The organism is Candidatus Baltobacteraceae bacterium, assembly GCA_035502855.1.
Classification (GTDB): Bacteria; Vulcanimicrobiota; Vulcanimicrobiia; order Vulcanimicrobiales; family Vulcanimicrobiaceae; genus Aquilonibacter.
This window is the reverse complement of sequence record DATJTX010000031.1, coordinates 64,129-82,898: the sequence shown is the minus strand read 5'-3', so window position 1 is coordinate 82,898 and position 18,770 is coordinate 64,129. Positions and strand designations below refer to the sequence as shown.

The following is an 18,770-nucleotide window of genomic DNA, read 5'->3' as shown; positions in this document are numbered from 1 at the left end:
GCCGTCAAACGTATTCTCCGATATGAAGAAGCCAAGACGGTTTTTGACGATCTACGCGGCATTGACGGCCTTTGCCCTCTTGCCGCTCGGCGGCTGCATCGGCGCGGTTTTCGGCGACGAGGTGAGCGCGGATTATCACACCTCGTTTAACCGGGCTCCGGCTACGATCGAGGTGCACAATCCGGTCGGACAAATCACGATCGACGCTTGGAATAAGCCCGGCGTGCAGATCGATGCGAGCAAACGCGGGAACACCCTCGACGACGTCCACGCCATTACCATCACCGTGACGCACAGCGGATCGACGCTGGTGATCGCCTCCGACCTCGGCAGCAACGCGGGAGGCCGCAAGGTCGACTACACGATTCATGCCCCTGCCGACACCAACCTGAATCTCGACGAAAGCGTTGGTGCGATCAAATCCTCCGGCTTCGCCGCAAACCTCGACGCGTCGACCAGCACGGGCGCGATGGAAGTCTCGATGGCCTCTGCCGGATCCTCACAGCACATCAAGCTCGACGTCAGCGTCGGCGCGATCCGTCTGAACCTACCGCGTAACACTGACGCCGCCGTTACGGCCTCGACGTCGGTCGGCGCGATCAAATCCGATTTTCCGCTTTCGATCACCCGCAGCACGGTCGGTTCGAACGCGCAGGGAACGATCGGCAAGGGAACGGCGTCAATCGACCTCACGATTGCAACGGGCGCTATCGCGATCGACCGCGAATAGCGCGAGCATGGACCGCCCGGAGCTCGGCATCGAAACGCAACTCGTCCACGGCGACCGCAGCGCGGCTGCCGGCGCGGGTGTAACGCCGCCCATCTACCAAACCTCGAGCTTCGCGTTCGGCGACGCCGAATCGATGGCGCAGGCAGCTCGCACGCCGACGTTCGAACGGTTCTATACGCGGTACGGGAATCCCAACCACGGCGCGGTCGAACGCATCCTGGCCTCGATCGAAGGCGGCGAGGCGGCCATGGTCAGCGCGTCGGGTATGGGCGCGATCGCCTCGACGGCGATTGCTCTGACCAGCGCCGGCGATCACGTAATCGCCCAGCGCGTGATCTACGACGGCACGCGGGCGCTGCTGAGCGATATCCTCGGGCGCTACGGCGTCGCGGTGACGTTCGTGCCGCAGGACGACGTGACGGCGTTCGCTGCAGCGATGCGCCCCAACACGCGGCTGATCATGCTGGAATCGCCGAGCAATCCCCTCCTCGGCGTCACCGACGTCGCAGCGGTCGCCGGCATTGCGCACGAAGGCGGCGCATTGGTGAGCATCGACAGCACGATCGCGACGCCGGTCAACACTCGGCCGCTCGACTTCGGCGCCGACATCGTCTTGCACAGTGCGACGAAATATCTCGGCGGTCACTCCGACCTGATCGCGGGCGCCGTCATCTCTTCGCGCGAGCTGATCGCGCGCATCTGGGACGTGCATCATATCTTGGGAGCTTCGCTCGGCCCTTTCGAGGCATGGCTGCTCCTGCGCGGCCTGCGCACGCTCGAGATGCGTGTCGAACGGCACAACGCCAATGCGCTCGCCGTCGCGCGCGCGATGGAATCCCATCCGCGCGTCGTGCGCGTCTATTATCCGGGATTGGAGTCGCATCCCGGACACGCGATCGCCGCACGGCAGATGCGCGGCTTCGGCGGGTTGGTCAGCATCGAGATCGACGGTTCCTTCGACGACGCACGACGTGTGATCGACCGCTTGCAGCTCTTCAACTCGGCGGCGAGCTTGGGCGGAGTCGAGTCGCTGGTCGCGCAGCCGGCGGCAATGTGGCCCGGCTCGAGCAACGCCGAGAATGCGCGCGAAATGGGCATCATTCCCTCGCTCCTGCGCCTCTCGATCGGCGTCGAGCGTCCGCAGGATCTCATCGCCGACCTGCAGCACGCGCTCGAGGGCGCATAAAAAAAGATGAAGCCCTGGGAAGCCGAGATCGACGTCGACGAAGTTCTCGCCCGGCGTCTGATCGGCGCGCAGTTTCCACAACTCGCGCGCGCCTCGATGCGTCGCATCGGCTCGGGTTGGGACAATGCCGCGTATTTGGTCGAAGAGCATCTCGTCTTTCGTTTTCCGCGGCGCACGATCGCGGCGCCGCTGATGACCAAGGAGTTGGCGATCTTGCCGGTGCTTGCGCCGAAGGTCGCGCCCCCGATTCCGCGGCCGGTTTACGCCGGCACACCGAGCGATGAGTATCCCTGGCAGTTCGGGGGATACGAATTGCTGCTCGGCGCCAGTGCGTGTTCGCGCGACCTCTCCGACGATGACCGCCGTCACCTGGCCCACGACCTCGGCGTGTTTCTACGCCGGCTCCACGACGTCGACCCGGGACCGCTGCGCGATCTGGGGCTGGCCGGTGATGACATCGGAAGGCTGGACCCGGCGCGTCTGCAGGTGGATGAACCGCCCCTCGACGGCAAGCCGTGCGTCGTGCACGGCGATCTCTATGCGCGGCATCTGCTGCTCGACCACCATCACCGGCTGTGCGCGGTGATCGATTGGAGCGACGTGCACGAGGGTTTGCCCGCGGTCGACCTCGCAGCCGTGCACATGATGGTTCCCGCGCGCTTCCACGACGACTTCCTCGCGGTCTACGGCGAGGTCGACGAGCGCGCATGGCGGTTCGCACGCTACCGCGCCCGGCATCACGCCGGGTTCGCACTGGAGTACGCGCTCGCACGCGGGGACGCGCGTTTGCAGCAAGCCTGCGAGCTGGCGCGGGAGTATACGACGGCATGATTCGCTCGCTTTTTGCGGCGCTCGCCGTACTCGTTGCACAGACGACCGCCCAGCCTGCTCCCTCGCCCTCGATCACGCCGGATACGCCGGTCTACGTCGGAAACCCGGCGGCGCGCTTCACCGTCGAATCGCGGATCGAGGGTTTCGATCCCGACGGTAACGCACGGTTGTTGCTGATTGCTCGCTTCTTCGACGCGATGAGTCAACCGACGACGATCCTGGCGAACAGCGATTTCGATTGGAGCGCGAACCGCGGTAGGGTGCAATGGCAAAATCGCATGCGCTACGGATCGCCGGCCGCGATCGTACTGGTCGACACCGAGGGTCCCGTGGTCGCGAGGATCCACGCGAATGAGCCCGCGCTCGGCACGGTGACGGTGCGCACCGACACGCGCTCCTGGCCGCAGCCGCGCGTCGTCGCGGCGGCGCTCGGCCCGCACATGGTTCAAATCGGCTGGTTTCCGCGCGCGGTGCAGGCCGTGCGCATCGTACGCGTCGACGGGCGCGACGTGCGCCGCGTGATGGCCACGCTGCCGCCCGGCACGTCGACCTTCCGCGATGCGTCCGTGCGCCCCGGCGGCCACTATCGCTACGTGGTGACACAAGGCGCGCACGTTTCCAAGCTCCCGGCGGTCGCCGTTCCCGCGCCGCTCGTGCCGACCGGCGACGCGTTTGCATCGGGCAAAGGAATGTGGCTGTATTGGTCGGTCAATCCGCTCGACGACAACTATTACGCCAAGCTCGATCCGAGCGCGATCGTCGACCAGGCGGTCAAAGCGCGCTTGCATTACGTCGAATTGCGCACCACGTACGGCGCGCAGTGGCTGATTCCGCCGGCCGCCAAGCCGACGATCGACGCGATCATCGACGGCCTGGCCGCACACGGCATCGTTCCGATCGGCTGGGCCGTCCCGCGTGAGGTGACCTTCGAAGATCTCTCCGCCTCGATGCGAAGTATCGAATATCGAACCGCGAGTGGAACGCCGCTGCGCGGCATCGCGCTCGACCTCGAACGCGGCGATGATTTCATGGGCGGCGATCCCAACGGATTGGACGCGCTCTGGATGTATGAAAAGTATCTACGCGAAGCGGTCGGGCCGCGCTATCTCATCGTCGCTACCGTCGAGGATCCGTTCTTCGAACATCTCGACGAATCGATGTATCCGTTCCGCGAGATCGCGCGCTACGCGAGCGTCCTGCAGCCGATGGCCTATTGGCGCATGATGACGCGGCACGCCGACTTCTCTCCTGCGCTGATCCGCACGATGATGGAGCGCGATTACACCACGCTGCTCGCCGACGCGGGCCGCTCGATTCCGATTTCGATCGGCGGACAGACGACCGCGGTCGGCCGCAACGGATATCCGCCGGCCGATGAGATCACGGCGAGCCTGGAGGCAAGCAAAGCCGCCGGCGCGATCGGAGAATGTTTCTTCGACTGGGACGGCACGCAGCCGTATCAATGGAACGCGATCGCAAACTTCGACTGGTAGCCCGAGGCGCTCAGCGCTCGGCTCTCACTGCGAGCGTCTTCGCGTCGACGACGAATTTTGCTACACGGTTCGGATCGAGAACGGAGACCTTCCAGATTGCGAACGTCGCACGATTCGGACGGTAGTACAGCAACTCGCACCGGCACGCCGGCCCGGTATGAGTAGCCTGCAGGAATGCCCGGACGGCTCGTACGCCCAACTTCGGCATGATCTTGTTGGGCCAATGGACCGTGGCCTTCATGTAGTCCGGCTGACCGTGTACCGTCGGAATCGCGGTTAGAATCGCCATCCGCGAATCGGGTCCGGGTTTCTCGCGCTTCGCAAGCCAAGGGATCCAGCCGATATACTTGCGATCGAGGAGAACGCTGCGGTACCCTCGGGGAGCATACCGCTCGACTGCATCAGCGACCGCACCTGGTCCGCCTTCCACGATGATGCTCCGGAGCATCGGCTCCGTTGCCTCGAGGCTCGCCCGCGGAGATGTCCTCATCATCGAACCCTCGATTTCATCGATTTGCGTTGGTTGAGCTGCTTGTCTACCCGCCACAACGGTCTCCTTTCCCACGGTCCACACATGGAGCGTCGACGCGGGATGAACCATGCTCGTCAGGCCTGAAGGTAAGCCCGTCGTGCCATTCGTGACCGCAACGGAGTCGAAGAGCGAAATGCCAAAGTGGGTGTTCATGCGCGCATTGCCATATATGATGGTGATCGAATTCGGATGATTGAGCGGTGCGTACATGATCCGGTCGATGCGCGTGCCGGACGGCATGCCGACCGGCAACACGACCGGGAATGCTGCCCGATTCACAACGGCGCGGAGGTCCTCCAGCGTCGGATTGTGTTGGATGACGAGCGAGTTCACGGCTATTGCGAATTTGTCGCCGTAGAACCACATGTGCACGCCGTTGTAGAATCGAGCCGCCAGCCCTGTCCCCACACCGATAAGCGATACGCTGACGAGCGCGTACAGTAGCAGCGCGCGCATGCGACCACGCTGCGATCTCTCGCGGGAACGCATCCGCACCAGATCGATCGAGAGTTCCGGAACGCGAATCTGCTCCATCGCCGATTTTCCGGCGGCGCCGAAATCAAAGTGCATGCTGCTTTACCTCTCGGGCTTCGCTGTTGGGATCATCCAGGTAGTTGCCAAGGATCGCCCGCAGCCGTTCGCGCGCGCGGCCCAGACGCGTTCGCACGGTGGCGTGCGGTATACGCAAGATCGAAGCGATCTCATCGCTCTTTAGATCGCGGAAATAGAACAGCACCGTCACGTCCCGAAGCTCGGGCGCCAAACGGGCGAGTGCGCTCCACACGTCGATCGCGGCCGCCGGCTCCTCTCCCCGGAATTCTTCGTATCCGCGAACATCGGCCGGGCGATTCCGCCGGCGTGCTCGGGATGCCTCGCGCATCACGATGCGATACAGCCAGCTTTCGAAAGACTGCGCGCTGCGAAGACCGCGCAGCTTCCGATGGACGATCACGCAGGCTTCTTGAGCGGCGTCCTGCGCGAGATCGCGATCGCCGATCACCGTGAGCGCGAGGCGAAAGCAGCGCGGCCAGATCGCGGCGATGAGGCGTTCTCTCTCGGCTTCACCGCCGCTCATGGCGGCCGACACCATCTCGCCGGGCGCCCAGTGCTCCATCAGGTCCCTCCCTCGGAATCGTTCTATCCTAGAGAGGGCCAGCCGCCCTCAAAATGTTCGCAAATAATTTGCAAGATTGGCGGACTGGTCGACTTCGATGTCGATCTCGCCCTTCGACGAGGTGAGAATCGTCGTAATGCCCGGCCCGTGCCCGGCCATGAACGACCTTCCGTGCGCGACGACGCCGACCGAGATCGCGCCGGTCCGGTAGATACGGCCGTACGAGTTGTCGGCGTCGACGATCGCGACGACGTCGCCCAGCCGCAGATCGCGCAGCCCGTACTTCTTTGCCGACTCATCGTCGAACGTTTGGATGTCGTAATCACCGCGCACCACGGTCGAACGTCCCAAGCCCGAGCCCATCACCGCAGCCGGCGCCATGCGCGCCACACGCACCCGCAGCCGCCCGCCGGCGATTTCCATGCCCATACGCGGCACGAGCTCGGGATCCAAATTGAACACGCGCACGTCGGGAAGATCGAGAAGGCGCATGCCGAGCCCGCACGACCACACGGTGATCCGATCGCCGATCGTCATTCGGCGCATCACCTCGGGGCTGAAATCGACGATCAAATGTTCGACGCCGCCATGTTTACCGGTAACGCGTCCGCGTTCGCCTTTGGCGTCACCCGACGTAACCACGGCCTCGTTTCCGATGCAGGAAAGCACGTTGAGCGTGGTATTCTGGCGCTCGTCCGGATGCTTGACGCTGACCGCCGGTTCGATGTGGTCGGCCATGAAGGCGAAGGCGGAATCGCCGATTCGCACGTTCGGTGTAATGCCCCCGACCGAGGGCACGATAAGCGGCTGCCCCTCGAAACTGACGTCGTAGAGCCCGCTATTGACGAGCATGGGCGCAATCTCGCCGGTAACGGCGCAGACCACCAGCTCCTCGCGATTGATGCGTAAGGTCAACGGACTCGCTCCCCGCGGGCGCGAACCACCCGATCACGTCTTCTCTTATGCAGATCCGAAAGCACTTCCGCTTCGAGGCGGCTCACGTACTTCCGTTCCATCCCGGTAAATGTGCCCGTTTGCACGGACATTCCTATCGCTTAGAGGTCGCCGTACGCGGTCCTTTACAATCGGATGGTCCGGGGCGCGGCATGATCGAGGATTTCGACGTCCTCAAACGCATCGTTCGCAGCGAAGTGATCGACCCGCTCGATCACCAAAATCTCAACGATTTCCTCGAGAATCCGACCGCCGAACGCATCGTCATGTGGATCTGGCGGCGTCTCGAACCAGAGCTGCGCGGACTCGACGAACTCGTGCTTTGGGAGACCGGGACGAGCTGCGCGGTGCTGCGTCGGTCCGATTTCGGACCGGGAGAATAGCGTCGCGTGCTGCAGCTCTCCGAGATTTTCTACAGCATCCAAGGAGAAGGGACCTGGAGCGGTACGCCGGCGGTGTTCGTGCGTCTCGCCGGATGCAACCTCGCCTGCGATTTTTGCGACACCGATTACTCGCTGAAATTCTTGGCCGGCGTCGACGAGGTGATCGCGATGGTTCGCGACGCCGGCGGGGAGTGCCCGATGGTGATCCTCACCGGCGGTGAGCCGCTCGCGCAAGCCGATGTCCCCGCGCTGATCGAGGCGCTGCGGCGCGACGGTCGGCGCGTGCACATCGAGTCGAACGGCACGATCTTCACCGAATTACCGAGCGACGTCTGGCTCTGCGTCTCCCCGAAGGAGCGCGTCGATCCGCGCATGGCGGTGCGCGCCGACGAAGCCAAGCTCATCGTCGACGAGCGCGTTCCCGAAGAGCATCTCGCGCTCTTCGCCGATAAGCCCGTTATTTTGCTCCAGCCCGAAGGCAACAAACGCAAGAACATCGAGCTCGCGCTCGAATACGCCAAATCGCATCCGAAGCGCTTTCGTCTCTCTCTCCAAACGCATAAGATGATCGGGGTACGATGATTCTATTGGTCAGCGCGACCGCGCAAGAACTTGACTGGCTGGGACCCCGCGCCGGCGTTGAAACCCTGACCTGCGGTATCGGGCCGGTCGACGCGGCGGCGCGCGTTGCGCGCGCACTCGCGGAGCAGCAGTACGACATGCTCGTCAACGCCGGCATCGCCGGTGCCTTCGCCGGCGTGGCACACGTCGGCGACGGCGTCGTCGTGGGCGAGGAGTTGTACGAGTTGCAACTGGAAAGCGGTGCGCCGCTGGTGCTGCCGTTTGGCAACCTCCTCGCGGAACGCATACCATCGGACGCGCCGCTCATCGAGGCGATCAGCGGACTCGGCTTTCCGCTGGTGCGCGGCATCACCGTCTCGCAAGTCACCACCACCGACGCGACGGCACAGCGTTTGCGGGCGCGCGGCGCAGAAATCGAATCGATGGAAGGCTTCGCCGTTCTGCGGGCTGCGCAACTTGCGGGAATTCCGGCGATCGAGGTTCGAGGCATCTCAAACATCGTAGGCGATCGGTCCAAGGGTGAATGGGACTTCGAAGCCGGCCTCGCCGGCCTGCGCCGCGTGCTCAACGCCACTCTCGATCTCCTCCATACCGCACCGGCGCATGCAGAGTAGCGGAATACGCACGCACACGCTGGCCTACTCACCGTGTCCGAACGACACGTACATTTTTGCTGCGCTCACCAATGGGTTGTTGGAGAACGCGCCGCCGGTGCGCGTGCATTTTGCCGACATCGAGGAACTCAACGCGGCGGCCGCTCGCGCCGAACACGAACTGACCAAAGTGAGTTACGGCGCGATTCCCTATCTCATGCGCAACTATCGCATCCTGCGCGCGGGAGGCGCACTCGGACGCGGATGTGGACCGCTCGTCGTGACGCGTCCCGGCGTCGCAAGCTCGCTCGAGGCCGTGCGCGGGCTTCGCGTGGCCATCCCCGGCGAGCGCACCACGGCGTTCGTGCTGCTGCGGCTCGCGCTGGGCACGCGCCCTCGTACCACGCAGATGCGCTTCGATCACATCATTCCGGCAGTCGCGCGCGGCGACGTCGATGCGGGTCTCATCATTCATGAATCCCGCTTCACCTACGCGCAGGCCGGTCTGGTGAGCGTTGCCGATCTCGGCGCATGGTGGGAGGCGGCAACCGGAATGCCGATTCCGCTGGGCGCGATCCTCGCGCGTAACGACTTGGGCGAGGAGCGCATGCGTGCTATCGACGAGGCGATCCGCGCGAGCCTGCGATTTGCGCGGACGAACGAAGCGGCCATCATGCCGTTCGTACGCGCGCACGCTTTTGAAATGAGCGAATCGGTGATGCGTAAACACATCGGCCTCTACGTGAACGAGTACAGCGACGATCTCGCAGACGACGGCATCGCCGCCGTAGGAGAGCTCTTCGCCCGAGCGCGTGCGGCGGGAATTCTGGAGTCCGATGCGGCGCCGATCTTTTCTCGCTAGCTTGGGTGCGCTGTGCGCGATTCCCGGCGGGCTGCGCGCCGCACCGCTGCCGGCCGCGAACGTCACGCTCGGCGATGAGGTGTTCCTTTCGCAAGCCTGGCGCGAGCTGGGGTCGCGGCGCGTCGGCGTCATCACCAACCAGACCGGCGTTACGTCGCGCTTGCAATCGCTGGTCGACGCGATCCGCCGCAATCCGGCAATTCACCTCACCGCGATCTACGCGCCCGAGCACGGCTTTCGCGGCGACCGCACGGCCGGCGCCTACGTGCCGTCATACGTCGACCCGGCGACCAGGCTGCCGGTCTATAGTCTCTACGGCCCCACGCGTCACCCCAGCGAAGCGATGCTCCGCGACGTCGACGTGCTGCTCTTCGACATCCAGGACGTCGGTTCGCGCGCGTATACCTTCATCTCCACGATGGCGTACGCGATGCAGAGCGCAGCCGCGCAGGATAAAGAATTCTGGGTGCTCGACCGTCCCAATCCGGTCGGCGGCGCGATCGTCGAAGGCCCCGTGCTCGAACCCGACGAGGAATCGTTCATCGGGCTCTATCCGATCGCGATGCGCCACGGCATGACCGTCGGCGAGCTGGCGCGCCTTTTCAACGAACGCTTCGGCATCGGCGCAAAGCTGCGGGTGATTGCGATGCGCGGGTACGGCCGCTCGATGACCTGGCCCGACACCGGGCTGCAATGGATCCAGAGTTCGCCGAACATTCCGACCTGGCAAACGACGTTCGTGTACTTGTGCACCGGCCTGATCGACAACGCCGGCGTCAACGGCGGCGTCGGCACGACCAAGCCTTTCTTCTACGCCGGCGCGTACGAACTCGACCGTGATGCGCTCGCGGAGTACTTGAATGCGCGCGACTTACCCGGCGTGTATTTCCGCGCAGCATCGTGGTCGCCGATCGCCGGGTTTTGGAAAGACAAAGAACTGAGCGGGGTCGAGCTGGTGGTCTTCGATCCGCGCACGTTTCAGGCGGTGCGCAGCGCGGTGGAACTGCTCTGCGCCGTTCGCGAGACCGCCCCGCACGCGATCGATATCCGCCAGCCGGCAGCGCTCGATCGCGATTGGGGCACGAGTTCGCTGCGCACGGGTCTCACGAGCGGCAAGAGCGCCCAGGACATCATCGGCGAATGGATTCCGCGTCTCGACGAATTCCGTACCGTCCGCGCGAAATATCTTCTGTATTAGCCGCGCGATGCGGCTAAGGGCTAAGCCGCGCCGGGCAGCTCGTCGACGCGGCTGATGATCGTAAGCGCTTGCGCAAGCGGGATCGCGCGCAGCGCGGTCTGAATGCGCTCCTCCAGCGCGACGCAGGTAACGCGAGCTTCCAGCTCCGATGCGCGGCGCAGCAGCCCCTGCAGCGCCGCGATCGTTGCTTCCTCGAGATTGGGGAACGTGTCCATGACGATGACGATGTTGCGCCGGCCCAACGCCACGAAACGCTCGATCTGCGAGAGCAGCACCGCTTCCAACGGTTCGCTCCCGCGTGCATGACCCGTGATGAACGCGAGGTTATGCTGTGTCATCGTGCTCTGATCGTACGATGACCACGCCCTGTGCGGCATTAGCCACCCGGTAAAGCGTCGGGGGTCTGGACTATACAAGAGCCGCGCCCATGTCGTATAGTTGGGCATGGCTGGAACGCTCCTCGACTCCCGTCATGACTCCGACGCCTGCGGCGTGGGGTTCGTCGCGGCGCTCGACGCCCGTCCAAGCCGTGAAGTGCTCGACCGCGCGCTGGTGGCGTTGACCCGCCTGGGGCACCGCGGCGCCGTGGCCTCCGACGGACGTAGCAGCGACGGAGTCGGAATCCTAACCCAGCTTCCACACAGCTTCTTCGGCGGCGCCGATGCGGTTGCGATGCTGTTCCTCACCCCGGCGCATGCCGACGAGGAAGCCGCGACCTTTGCGCGACTTACGACCGAGCATGGGTTCGTAAGCATTACCTGGCGCGACGTACCGATCGATACGTCGCTCCTCGGCCCCAAAGCTCGAGATGGACTCCCCACGATACGGCAGGCGCTGCTAAGAACGGCAGCATCCGCGGGGCACACCTCCAGCAACGGCGCCGACGAAATCGAGCGCCGTTGTTCGTTATTGCGCAAGGCTTTCGAGCGCGAATGCGGCGCGTACGTCTGCTCGCTCTCGAGCCAGACCATCGTCTACAAGGCGCTCTGTTCGAGTTACGATCTGGCCGGCTTCTACCCCGACCTCGCCGATCCGGCGTTCACGTGCGCCTTCGCGGTTTTTCACCAGCGCTATGCGACCAACGTGCTGCCGCGCTGGTCGCTCGCACAGCCGTTCCGGCTGCTCGCGCACAACGGCGAGATCAACACGATTTGGGGCAATCGTGCGCGGATGGATGCGCGGCGCGCCTCGCTCCCTTCGGCGTTCGAGCCGCTGCTCACACCGGGCGTCTCGGACTCGGCGAATCTCGACGAGGTCGCGGAATTGCTCGCCCGTCACGGACGCACGGTGTGCGAGTCGCTGCGGATGCTGATGCCGCCGGTCGCCGACCGCAACGAATCGCTCTTCCATCGCTATCACGCCGACGTGATCGAAGCATGGGACGGCCCGGCGGCCGTCGCCTTCGCCGACGGACGCTTCGTCGGTGCGGCACTCGATCGCAACGGCCTGCGACCGTGCCGGTATACGATCGACGACCGCCTGATCGTCGCCGGTTCGGAGGTCGGAATCGCCGATCTCGATCCCGAGCGCATCGTGCACAGCGGACGGCTGGGACCCGGCGAGATGATCGCGTTCGACGTTTACAACGCCCGCGTGCTCTTCGATGCGGAGCTGACGCGTGCGTTCGAGGACGACACGCCCTATCGCGAGCTGATCGACGACGAACGGCTCGAACCCGTACCGGCGCGGACGCTCTCGCCCGAGCAGCTCGTGGAACTGCAGCATCGCTTCAATTACTCGCGCGAGGACGTGAAGATGATCCTCGAGCCGATGGCCGCCGATGCGAAGGAGCCGCTCTGGTCGATGGGCGACGATACGCCGCTCGCGCCGCTCGGCCGCGCGCCGCGCCCGATCTACAACTACTTCCGGCAGCGCTTCTCGCAGGTGACGAATCCGCCGATCGACTCGCTGCGCGAAGCCTGCGTGTTCTCGCTGCGCACGCGTCTGGGACCGTGGCCGCACCTGCTCGACAAGCACGCTCCGCTGCCGGGGCTCGTGCTGGAATCGCCGGTGCTCTCGCTCGGGCAGATCGCGGCGCTGCACGGGCTCGACCGCATCGCTTGTGTCCTCGAAGCCGACGAAACGCTCGAAGCCGCCATCGATCGAGTCTGCATCGAAGCGGTGGAGCTGGTGCGTCGCTCGGACGCGAAACTGTTGCTCCTCTCCGATCGCATGGCGACGCCCGAGAAGCCGGCGATTCCGATGGCGCTCGCACTGGGTGCGGTGCACCGCGCGCTCGTCGAATGGGGCGTGCGTACGCGCACCGGGCTCGCGGTCGAAGCCGGAGATTGCCGCGACGTGCATCACGTCGCCGTCTTGATCGGCTACGGCGCAGGCGCGGTCTGTCCGTGGCTTGCGCTTGAAACGGTGCGCGCCGTCGCGGGCGAGGAGGGAGAGATGCGCGCGATCGCCGCGCTCGATCTGGGCATTTCGAAGATCATGTCGAAGTGCGGCATCTCGATCGTCGACAGCTACCGCGGCGCGCAGCTCTTCGACATCATCGGCTTGCACGAATCGATCGCGGAACGCTGCTTCGGCGCGTCCTCCCCGCTCTCGGGGCGCACCTTCGCGCAGATCGAGCAGCAGGTGCGTGAGACCTGGAGTCACGGTGACGGCGAGTTGCCCGACTACGGCTGGATTCGTTTCCGCCGCGGCGAGCGCGCGGAAATCCATAGCTGGCAGCCGCAAACGATTCGCGCCCTTCAGCACGCCGCCGGCGTTGCGCGCGGCGCTGCCGTCGCCGATCTTCCGGCCGCCTGGACCGCATACACCGAAGCGGTCGCGGAACGCGGCGTGCACGAGCTGCGCGACCTGGTGACGCTGCGCCCCGCCGGCGCGACGGTCGCGATCGGCGAGGTCGAAAGCGTCGAAGCGATCGTGCGCCGCTTCGTTGCCAGTGCAATGTCGCTCGGAAGCCTGGGGCCCGAGGCGCATCGCACGATCGCGCAAGCGATGAACGAACTCGGAGCGCGCTCGAACACCGGCGAGGGCGGCGAGGACGCGCCGTACGAGAACAAAATCAAACAGGTTGCGTCGGCGCGCTTCGGCGTGACCGCGGCGTATCTCGCGCGCGCCGAAGAACTCGAAATCAAGATCGCGCAGGGTGCCAAACCCGGTGAAGGCGGCCAGATTCCCGGCCACAAGGTCACGGCGTTGATCGCGCGCCTGCGCCACGCGCAGCCGGGCGTCGGCTTGATCAGCCCGCCGCCGCATCACGATATCTATTCGATCGAAGATCTCGCACAATTGATTTGGGATCTGAAGTGCGTGAACCCGAGCGCGGCAGTGGGCGTGAAGCTGGTCTCCGAACTCGGTGTCGGCACCGTTGCCGCCGGCGTAGCCAAAGCGTATGCGGATTTCATCACGATCGCCGGCTATGCGGGCGGCACCGGCGCCTCGCCCCTCTCCTCGATCAAGTACGCGGGCAATCCCTGGGAGCTCGGTCTGGCGGAAGCCCAGCAGGTGCTGATGCACCATGGGCTGCGCGGACGAGTGCGATTGCGAACCGACGGCGGCATTGCGACCGCACGTGACGTGGTCATCGCGGCGCTGCTCGGCGCCGACGAGTTCGCGTTCGGCACCGCGGTGCTCGTCTCACTCGGCTGCGATATGGCCCGTCAGTGTCACCTGAACACGTGCCCCGCCGGAATCGCGACGCAAAACCCGGACTTGCGCGCAAAGTTCCGCGGCAAACCCGAGCACGTCGTGCGCTTCTTCACCAACCTCGCCCAAGACGTGCGCGCGCTGCTCGCCTCACTGGGCTTGCGCAGCATCGACGAGGCGATCGGACGCGTCGACCTGATCGATCAGGTGCGTGACGACGGCGGCCTCGATCTGCACGCGATGCTTGCCCGCACCGGTGACGGGCCGATTCGCCATCAGGGCGGACGCAATGACCGGCCGGTCGACCGGGTTCCGCTCGATCGCGCCTGGATCGAGCCGGCGCTCGCCGCAGCGCGCGCGGGAACGCCGTATCATCGCAGCGAGCGCGTGAGCAACGCCGATCGCACCCTGGGTGCTCGCCTGGCGGGCCGGCTCGCGCTCGAACCGTTGCCGCGCACGCCGGATCTGCGCTTCGCGCTGCACGGCACGGCGGGTCAATCCTTCGGCGCGTTCGCAACCGAAGGCATGCGGCTCGAGCTCGACGGTACCGCGAACGATTACGTCGGCAAGGGGTTGTGCGGCGGCGTGATCGTGTTGCGTGCGACCGGCGCGATCGGCCGTGCCGCTCAGCCGCAGGTCATTCTCGGCAACGTCGCACTCTACGGCGCGACCGGCGGCGCGCTCTATGCCGCGGGAACCGCGGGCGAACGTTTCGGCGTGCGCAATTCCGGCGCGATCGCGGTGGTGGAAGGCGTCGGCCAGCACGCGTGTGAGTATATGACCGGCGGAACGGTGCTGGTACTCGGCAGGGCGGGAAGCAATTTCGGCGCCGGCATGACCGGCGGCGTCGCCTACGTGTACGATGCCGACGGATCGTTCGTGCGCGAGCGCCGCTACAACGCCGACTCCGTCGAGTGCATGGCGCTCGATCCTGCATCCGAGGACGCACGCACCGTGCGTGAATTGCTCGAGGGCCATGCCGACGCAACGCACAGTCCGCGTTCGAATCGATTGCTCGATCAGTGGGGCGAAATAGTGGGGTCGATCGTTGCGATCAAGCCGATTTGACCCACTTGTCATCCCGAGCGTAGCGCCGCAGGCGCGGAGCCGAGGCCGCCGCAATCGGGACGAAGGCTTAGCCGACGCCGCCGCACGGACATCGAGGCGTGATGCAGTGAATTTGCTTAGGTGTAGGAGTCGGACTTGGGCTTGGCGTCGGAGTCGGGGTCGGGCTTGGAGAAGGCGTAGGCTAACGGTCGTCACCGCCCATTCGTAGTAGTCCTGCGTCGTATCTGGAACGTAGGTGGATGCAGCAGATCGCCGCGATCTGTCCGACGAACTAACTGCGGAGTAGGCCGAAGCGCGAGCAGAGTGGCAGGTCGTAGATTCGCGCCTTTCGTAGCGCGCAGCCTAGGTAACGCTGCGGCGCCGCCGAGGTTCCGTCGAGCCGAACCACGTAACGCGAGGGGTCCGAGCAGTCACTCGGTCTTGGGACTTTTGGCCCGCTTGCTAATTTCGAGATGCTTGGCATAAGATTAGGCCCTGCGGACCAATAGTCTCACCCTTCCGGTGTGGGGAGTTCTATGCTTCGTCTAACGCTCGCGTTCTTGCGCATCTTAAGTGTCGCCCTTGGCGGCCTCTTTCTTTCTTGTACTGCGTGCGCCGACGGCGTTGCGATCTCTGGAAAGCGCGTCGCTCGGCTCATGCGGGAACGCGGAATTTTCGGCGCTTCTCGCCGGAAATCGACTGTGACAACGATTCGCAGTCGCGATGCCAGGCCAGCGCCAGATCTGGTCGACCGTAATTTTCGCACGGATCGCCCCGACCAGCTCTGGGTTGCCGATATCACGTACATTCCGACCTGGGGCGGCTTCCTATATCTCGCCGTGGTACTCGATGCTTGCAGTCGCCGCGTCGTCGGTTGGGCGATGGCGAACCATTTGCGGACGGAGCTCGTTCTTGAAGCCCTTAACATGGCGATCTATCGCCGACACCCTGATAACGTTATCCATCATTCCGATCAAGGTTGCCAGTACACCTCTATCGCGTTTGGCGCTCGCTGCCGCGAGGCCGGTGTGCGACCCTCGATGGGTTCGGTCGGAGATGCCTACGATAATGCAATGTGCGAAAGCTTCAATGCTACGCTCGAATGCGAATTGCTCGTGCAGCATAGCTTCAAAACGCAGTGTGAGGCGTCGCTCGCGATCTTTGACTTCATCGAGGGTTGGTACAACCCGCACCGACGGCATTCAGCCCTCGGCTATCTCTCACCCAACAACTTTGAGCGGCGCATGAGTCAGGCCGCCTGATGTCCAAATCGCAATCCTCCGCGAAAGCGGGTCAACTCCACCCGATAGCGCCGGGCGCTTCGCCCTATTGCGGAAATCTCGTCCGAAGGCAAAGTCACTGGAACGAGTTCCGACAGCTCGCTTTGCGGCGATTCGTTCAAGCTCCACAACAGTGGGCTATGGAGAAGGTCCGATGAAAAGATTTGCCCCCGCACTAGATATCGCGCTCGCGTGTGCGCTCGTCGCATGCGCCGGTCATCACAGTCTCGCGCCTGGGCTCGCAACCGGCGACGCAGATTCGTCAGCGGCAGCCTTACGAAATGGTTCGAATTTTTTGGTAGACAGTATCCAGAACCCCAGCACGCTCTCGCCCGACGGTACGCGCCTTTTCTCGCCCCATATGGCGGGCACCAAGTTACTCTTGTCCATTTTTCTTAAGACATCGACCGGATACGTAAATCAGAGGGAATACTCGACACCACTCGGCCCGCTTACGATTTCCGAACAAAAAAGCGCAAAAGCGCCGCTGTCGCCCGTGCCTTCTCCGGCGGCAACAAATCAGACGAACGCAGTCATTCAGCAGGGCACGACGAACATAGGCGGCGCGTATTTTATCGTTGCGGCGTCGGCTAACAACTGGCTCGTGCAATTGACGATCGGGGGGACGATCATCGTTGCGCGCGTGCCAGCTGGGACCCCCCTATCTGTAATCGACGCTTTTTTGAACTCCGTCTCTTAGGCGAGGTAGTCTCGTGCGCAAGCAGCTGTTGATTTTCGGAGCCTTCACTGTCGCGGCTTTAGTTCTATGGGGGTGCACCCTCTTTGGCGGCTCAATTGGCCAATCCCCCGGCTCGTTTTCCTACTACGACGAGGTCGCCTTTGCCTCGAATAGCCAAATTCCATTTTGCCTCTCGACAGATTTCGCGTGTTATTACCAAGTCGCTAACGACTTCGGAATACCACTGATGGACAACTCTAGCTGGCACTTAGGTTACGGTGATACCGATGGCGACTACGAGGGGAACGTCACGTATACAAATGCCAGCACAATTCTCGGCGACACGTCGAACCTCGTTTATATAAGCACACACGGCAACTCATACGTGCCATACAATGGTCAAGCGTACCTTTGTCTCTACGCGTGCGATGGCGAAACTTCCGGTAGCAACATAGCCATCACTACCGATCTAAATGCAGCGGGCGGCGTGATCCCAAACTCCTGGGGAGGCCCGAACTGGCTGATCATCGATTCCTGCCTGGTTGTCAACCAGAATGTCGGCTGGGAGTCGAAATTTGGCGGGAACCTTCACGGGATCCTAGGCTTTTCTGGCGAGGTTAATACGGTCGGCGATGGTACCAGCGCTGTCGGACAAAGCGGGCTCGAAACGTTGGTCAACGACATCGGCAGCTACCAGCCAGCGATCAAGGATTGGGAGGACGCAGTGGGCACGGCCGACCAAACACCATACATCGGGATGCTCGTACCGCAAGCGAATGCCAGCGCCGCGATCGAATTAAGTGGAGGTGCAAATTTCGGCGTTAACGGAGCGACAAACCCACTGTTCTACGAGGCAGTCGGGGGTGGCGTCAGTACGGTTCAAACCTCCGGAACCGCAGTTGATGGCACAGAATATACGCTTGTTCCGGAAGCTGTGAACGAATCGCAATGGCTGAGCGCCTACGGCGATCCCACGGGTACGATGACCTATCCGTCCGCAAATGAACACGTATATAAAACATCAACAGCTGTCGTAAGGCATTACGTGGCCAGTGGAGGAGTGGTAGCGTTGACGCCTGCCTCCGGCACTGCCGGTGCGGTGAGCGAGAGCCAGGCTTTGCAATACGCGGAGACCTGGATCGCGAACAACGGAGGCATGCCGTCGGACGCCGTCCTCTCCTACGGTGGGGAAATCAGCAACCCCAATCCCGGTATCATCACGCAAGGCTATCCGTATCAGGTTGTTATTCCTATTTCAGGTGTCCCGGCGTATGCAGCGTATAACAACGTTCGTGCGTGGGTTTTTATCTGGCGCCATGCGAGCGATATTATTGACGGCGATAAGATAGAGGTGATGGTAGATGATGCCGGCTCGTGGACGTTCTATGGCAACCAAATTGTCAAGTACTATAACCAGCCCTGGATATCAAGCCCCAGCGTCCGGCTGTACTCGCGTGTGTGGCGCACACTTGGGGGAAGCCCAGGCAAAGCTTCGATGATTTCACTTCCCGCGACTTTTGAAAGCGACCCATCGGCGCCAGCCACGACAACCGGGTATTGCGCTCCGGATATGGCAAGCACCTCAACGACCGCCATTCCGTGTCAGCAGTACACGTCGGGCAGTGGTCTTATGTGGTATTATGTCAGCCTGGTGACCGGCGAACTGCTCGGATCGCACTAACGCATCAGAATCAAGATCCGCG

At 63.5% G+C, this 18,770-nt stretch carries 16 protein-coding genes and 1 pseudogene; 13 read left to right on the top strand and 4 right to left on the bottom strand.

Annotated features, from left to right (window positions below):
• The first annotated feature begins 22 nt into the window (after positions 1–22).
• Genes VMF11_12910 through VMF11_12895 form a run of 4 tightly spaced genes read left to right on the top strand, consistent with a single transcriptional unit; the run spans position 23 to position 4,240 of the window.
• Positions 23–730 (top strand): DUF4097 family beta strand repeat-containing protein, encoded by a 708-nt coding sequence (locus tag VMF11_12910; GenBank protein HTU71203.1) that lies wholly within the window; start codon positions 23–25, stop codon positions 728–730.
• A gap of 7 nt (positions 731–737) precedes the next feature.
• Entirely contained in the window at positions 738–1,916 is a 1,179-nt protein-coding gene (locus tag VMF11_12905) for an aminotransferase class I/II-fold pyridoxal phosphate-dependent enzyme (GenBank protein ID HTU71202.1), read from the top strand.
• A 6-nt stretch (positions 1,917–1,922) separates the two neighbouring features.
• Positions 1,923–2,747, top strand: a complete 825-nt coding sequence (locus VMF11_12900) for a phosphotransferase (GenBank protein HTU71201.1) — start codon at positions 1,923–1,925, stop codon at positions 2,745–2,747.
• Positions 2,744–4,240 (top strand): hypothetical protein, encoded by a 1,497-nt coding sequence (locus VMF11_12895; protein ID HTU71200.1) that lies wholly within the window; start codon positions 2,744–2,746, stop codon positions 4,238–4,240. The genes VMF11_12900 and VMF11_12895 overlap by 4 nt, the downstream gene beginning before the upstream one ends.
• Positions 4,241–4,250: 10 nt before the next feature.
• Here VMF11_12895 and VMF11_12890 read toward each other — a convergent pair whose 3' ends face one another.
• From VMF11_12890 to VMF11_12880, 3 genes are read right to left on the bottom strand one after another with little or no spacing between them, the layout of a single operon-like run.
• Positions 4,251–5,342, bottom strand: a complete 1,092-nt coding sequence (locus VMF11_12890; GenBank protein HTU71199.1) for a hypothetical protein — start codon at positions 5,340–5,342, stop codon at positions 4,251–4,253.
• A complete protein-coding gene (locus tag VMF11_12885; GenBank protein ID HTU71198.1) occupies positions 5,332–5,886 on the bottom strand; it encodes a sigma-70 family RNA polymerase sigma factor in 555 nt (184 codons plus the stop codon). The genes VMF11_12890 and VMF11_12885 overlap by 11 nt, the downstream gene beginning before the upstream one ends.
• Before the next feature lie 48 nt (positions 5,887–5,934).
• The gene (locus tag VMF11_12880; GenBank protein ID HTU71197.1) at positions 5,935–6,801 is read right to left on the bottom strand and encodes a DUF4438 domain-containing protein; all 867 of its coding nucleotides are present in this window, start codon (positions 6,799–6,801) and stop codon (positions 5,935–5,937) included.
• Between the two features lie 47 nt (positions 6,802–6,848).
• On the opposite strand from VMF11_12880, the gene queD reads away from it, so the two are divergent.
• From queD to VMF11_12855, 5 genes are read left to right on the top strand one after another with little or no spacing between them, the layout of a single operon-like run.
• Positions 6,849–7,223 carry a 6-carboxytetrahydropterin synthase QueD gene (gene queD / locus VMF11_12875; protein HTU71196.1) on the top strand — a complete coding sequence of 125 codons (375 nt, stop codon included), beginning with the start codon at positions 6,849–6,851 and terminating at the stop codon, positions 7,221–7,223.
• 6 nt (positions 7,224–7,229) lie between these two features.
• Positions 7,230–7,805 carry a 7-carboxy-7-deazaguanine synthase QueE gene (locus VMF11_12870; protein HTU71195.1) on the top strand — a complete coding sequence of 192 codons (576 nt, stop codon included), beginning with the start codon at positions 7,230–7,232 and terminating at the stop codon, positions 7,803–7,805.
• Complete coding sequence (mqnB, locus tag VMF11_12865; protein HTU71194.1) at positions 7,802–8,419, top strand: futalosine hydrolase; 618 nt, start codon at positions 7,802–7,804, stop codon at positions 8,417–8,419. Before VMF11_12870 ends, mqnB begins: the two co-directional genes overlap by 4 nt.
• Complete coding sequence (locus VMF11_12860) at positions 8,409–9,260, top strand: 1,4-dihydroxy-6-naphthoate synthase (GenBank protein HTU71193.1); 852 nt, start codon at positions 8,409–8,411, stop codon at positions 9,258–9,260. Before mqnB ends, VMF11_12860 begins: the two co-directional genes overlap by 11 nt.
• Positions 9,235–10,458, top strand: coding sequence for a DUF1343 domain-containing protein (locus VMF11_12855; GenBank protein ID HTU71192.1), 1,224 nt, complete (start codon positions 9,235–9,237; stop codon positions 10,456–10,458). The genes VMF11_12860 and VMF11_12855 overlap by 26 nt, the downstream gene beginning before the upstream one ends.
• 20 nt (positions 10,459–10,478) lie before the next feature.
• Here VMF11_12855 and VMF11_12850 read toward each other — a convergent pair whose 3' ends face one another.
• Entirely contained in the window at positions 10,479–10,796 is a 318-nt protein-coding gene (locus VMF11_12850; GenBank protein ID HTU71191.1) for a hypothetical protein, read from the bottom strand.
• A gap of 106 nt (positions 10,797–10,902) precedes the next feature.
• Here VMF11_12850 and gltB point away from each other — a divergent pair, with 106 nt between their 5' ends.
• The 4 genes and pseudogenes from gltB to VMF11_12830 all read left to right on the top strand — a co-directional run bounded on the left by gltB (position 10,903) and on the right by VMF11_12830 (position 18,748).
• Positions 10,903–15,129 (top strand): glutamate synthase large subunit, encoded by a 4,227-nt coding sequence (gene gltB, locus VMF11_12845; protein ID HTU71190.1) that lies wholly within the window; start codon positions 10,903–10,905, stop codon positions 15,127–15,129.
• Positions 15,130–15,722: 593 nt separating this feature from the next.
• Positions 15,723–16,370: pseudogene (locus tag VMF11_12840) on the top strand (IS3 family transposase).
• A gap of 172 nt (positions 16,371–16,542) precedes the next feature.
• The gene (locus VMF11_12835) at positions 16,543–17,088 is read left to right on the top strand and encodes a hypothetical protein (GenBank protein HTU71189.1); all 546 of its coding nucleotides are present in this window, start codon (positions 16,543–16,545) and stop codon (positions 17,086–17,088) included.
• 13 nt (positions 17,089–17,101) lie between these two features.
• Complete coding sequence (locus VMF11_12830) at positions 17,102–18,748, top strand: hypothetical protein (GenBank protein ID HTU71188.1); 1,647 nt, start codon at positions 17,102–17,104, stop codon at positions 18,746–18,748.
• Positions 18,749–18,770: the final 22 nt, after the last annotated feature.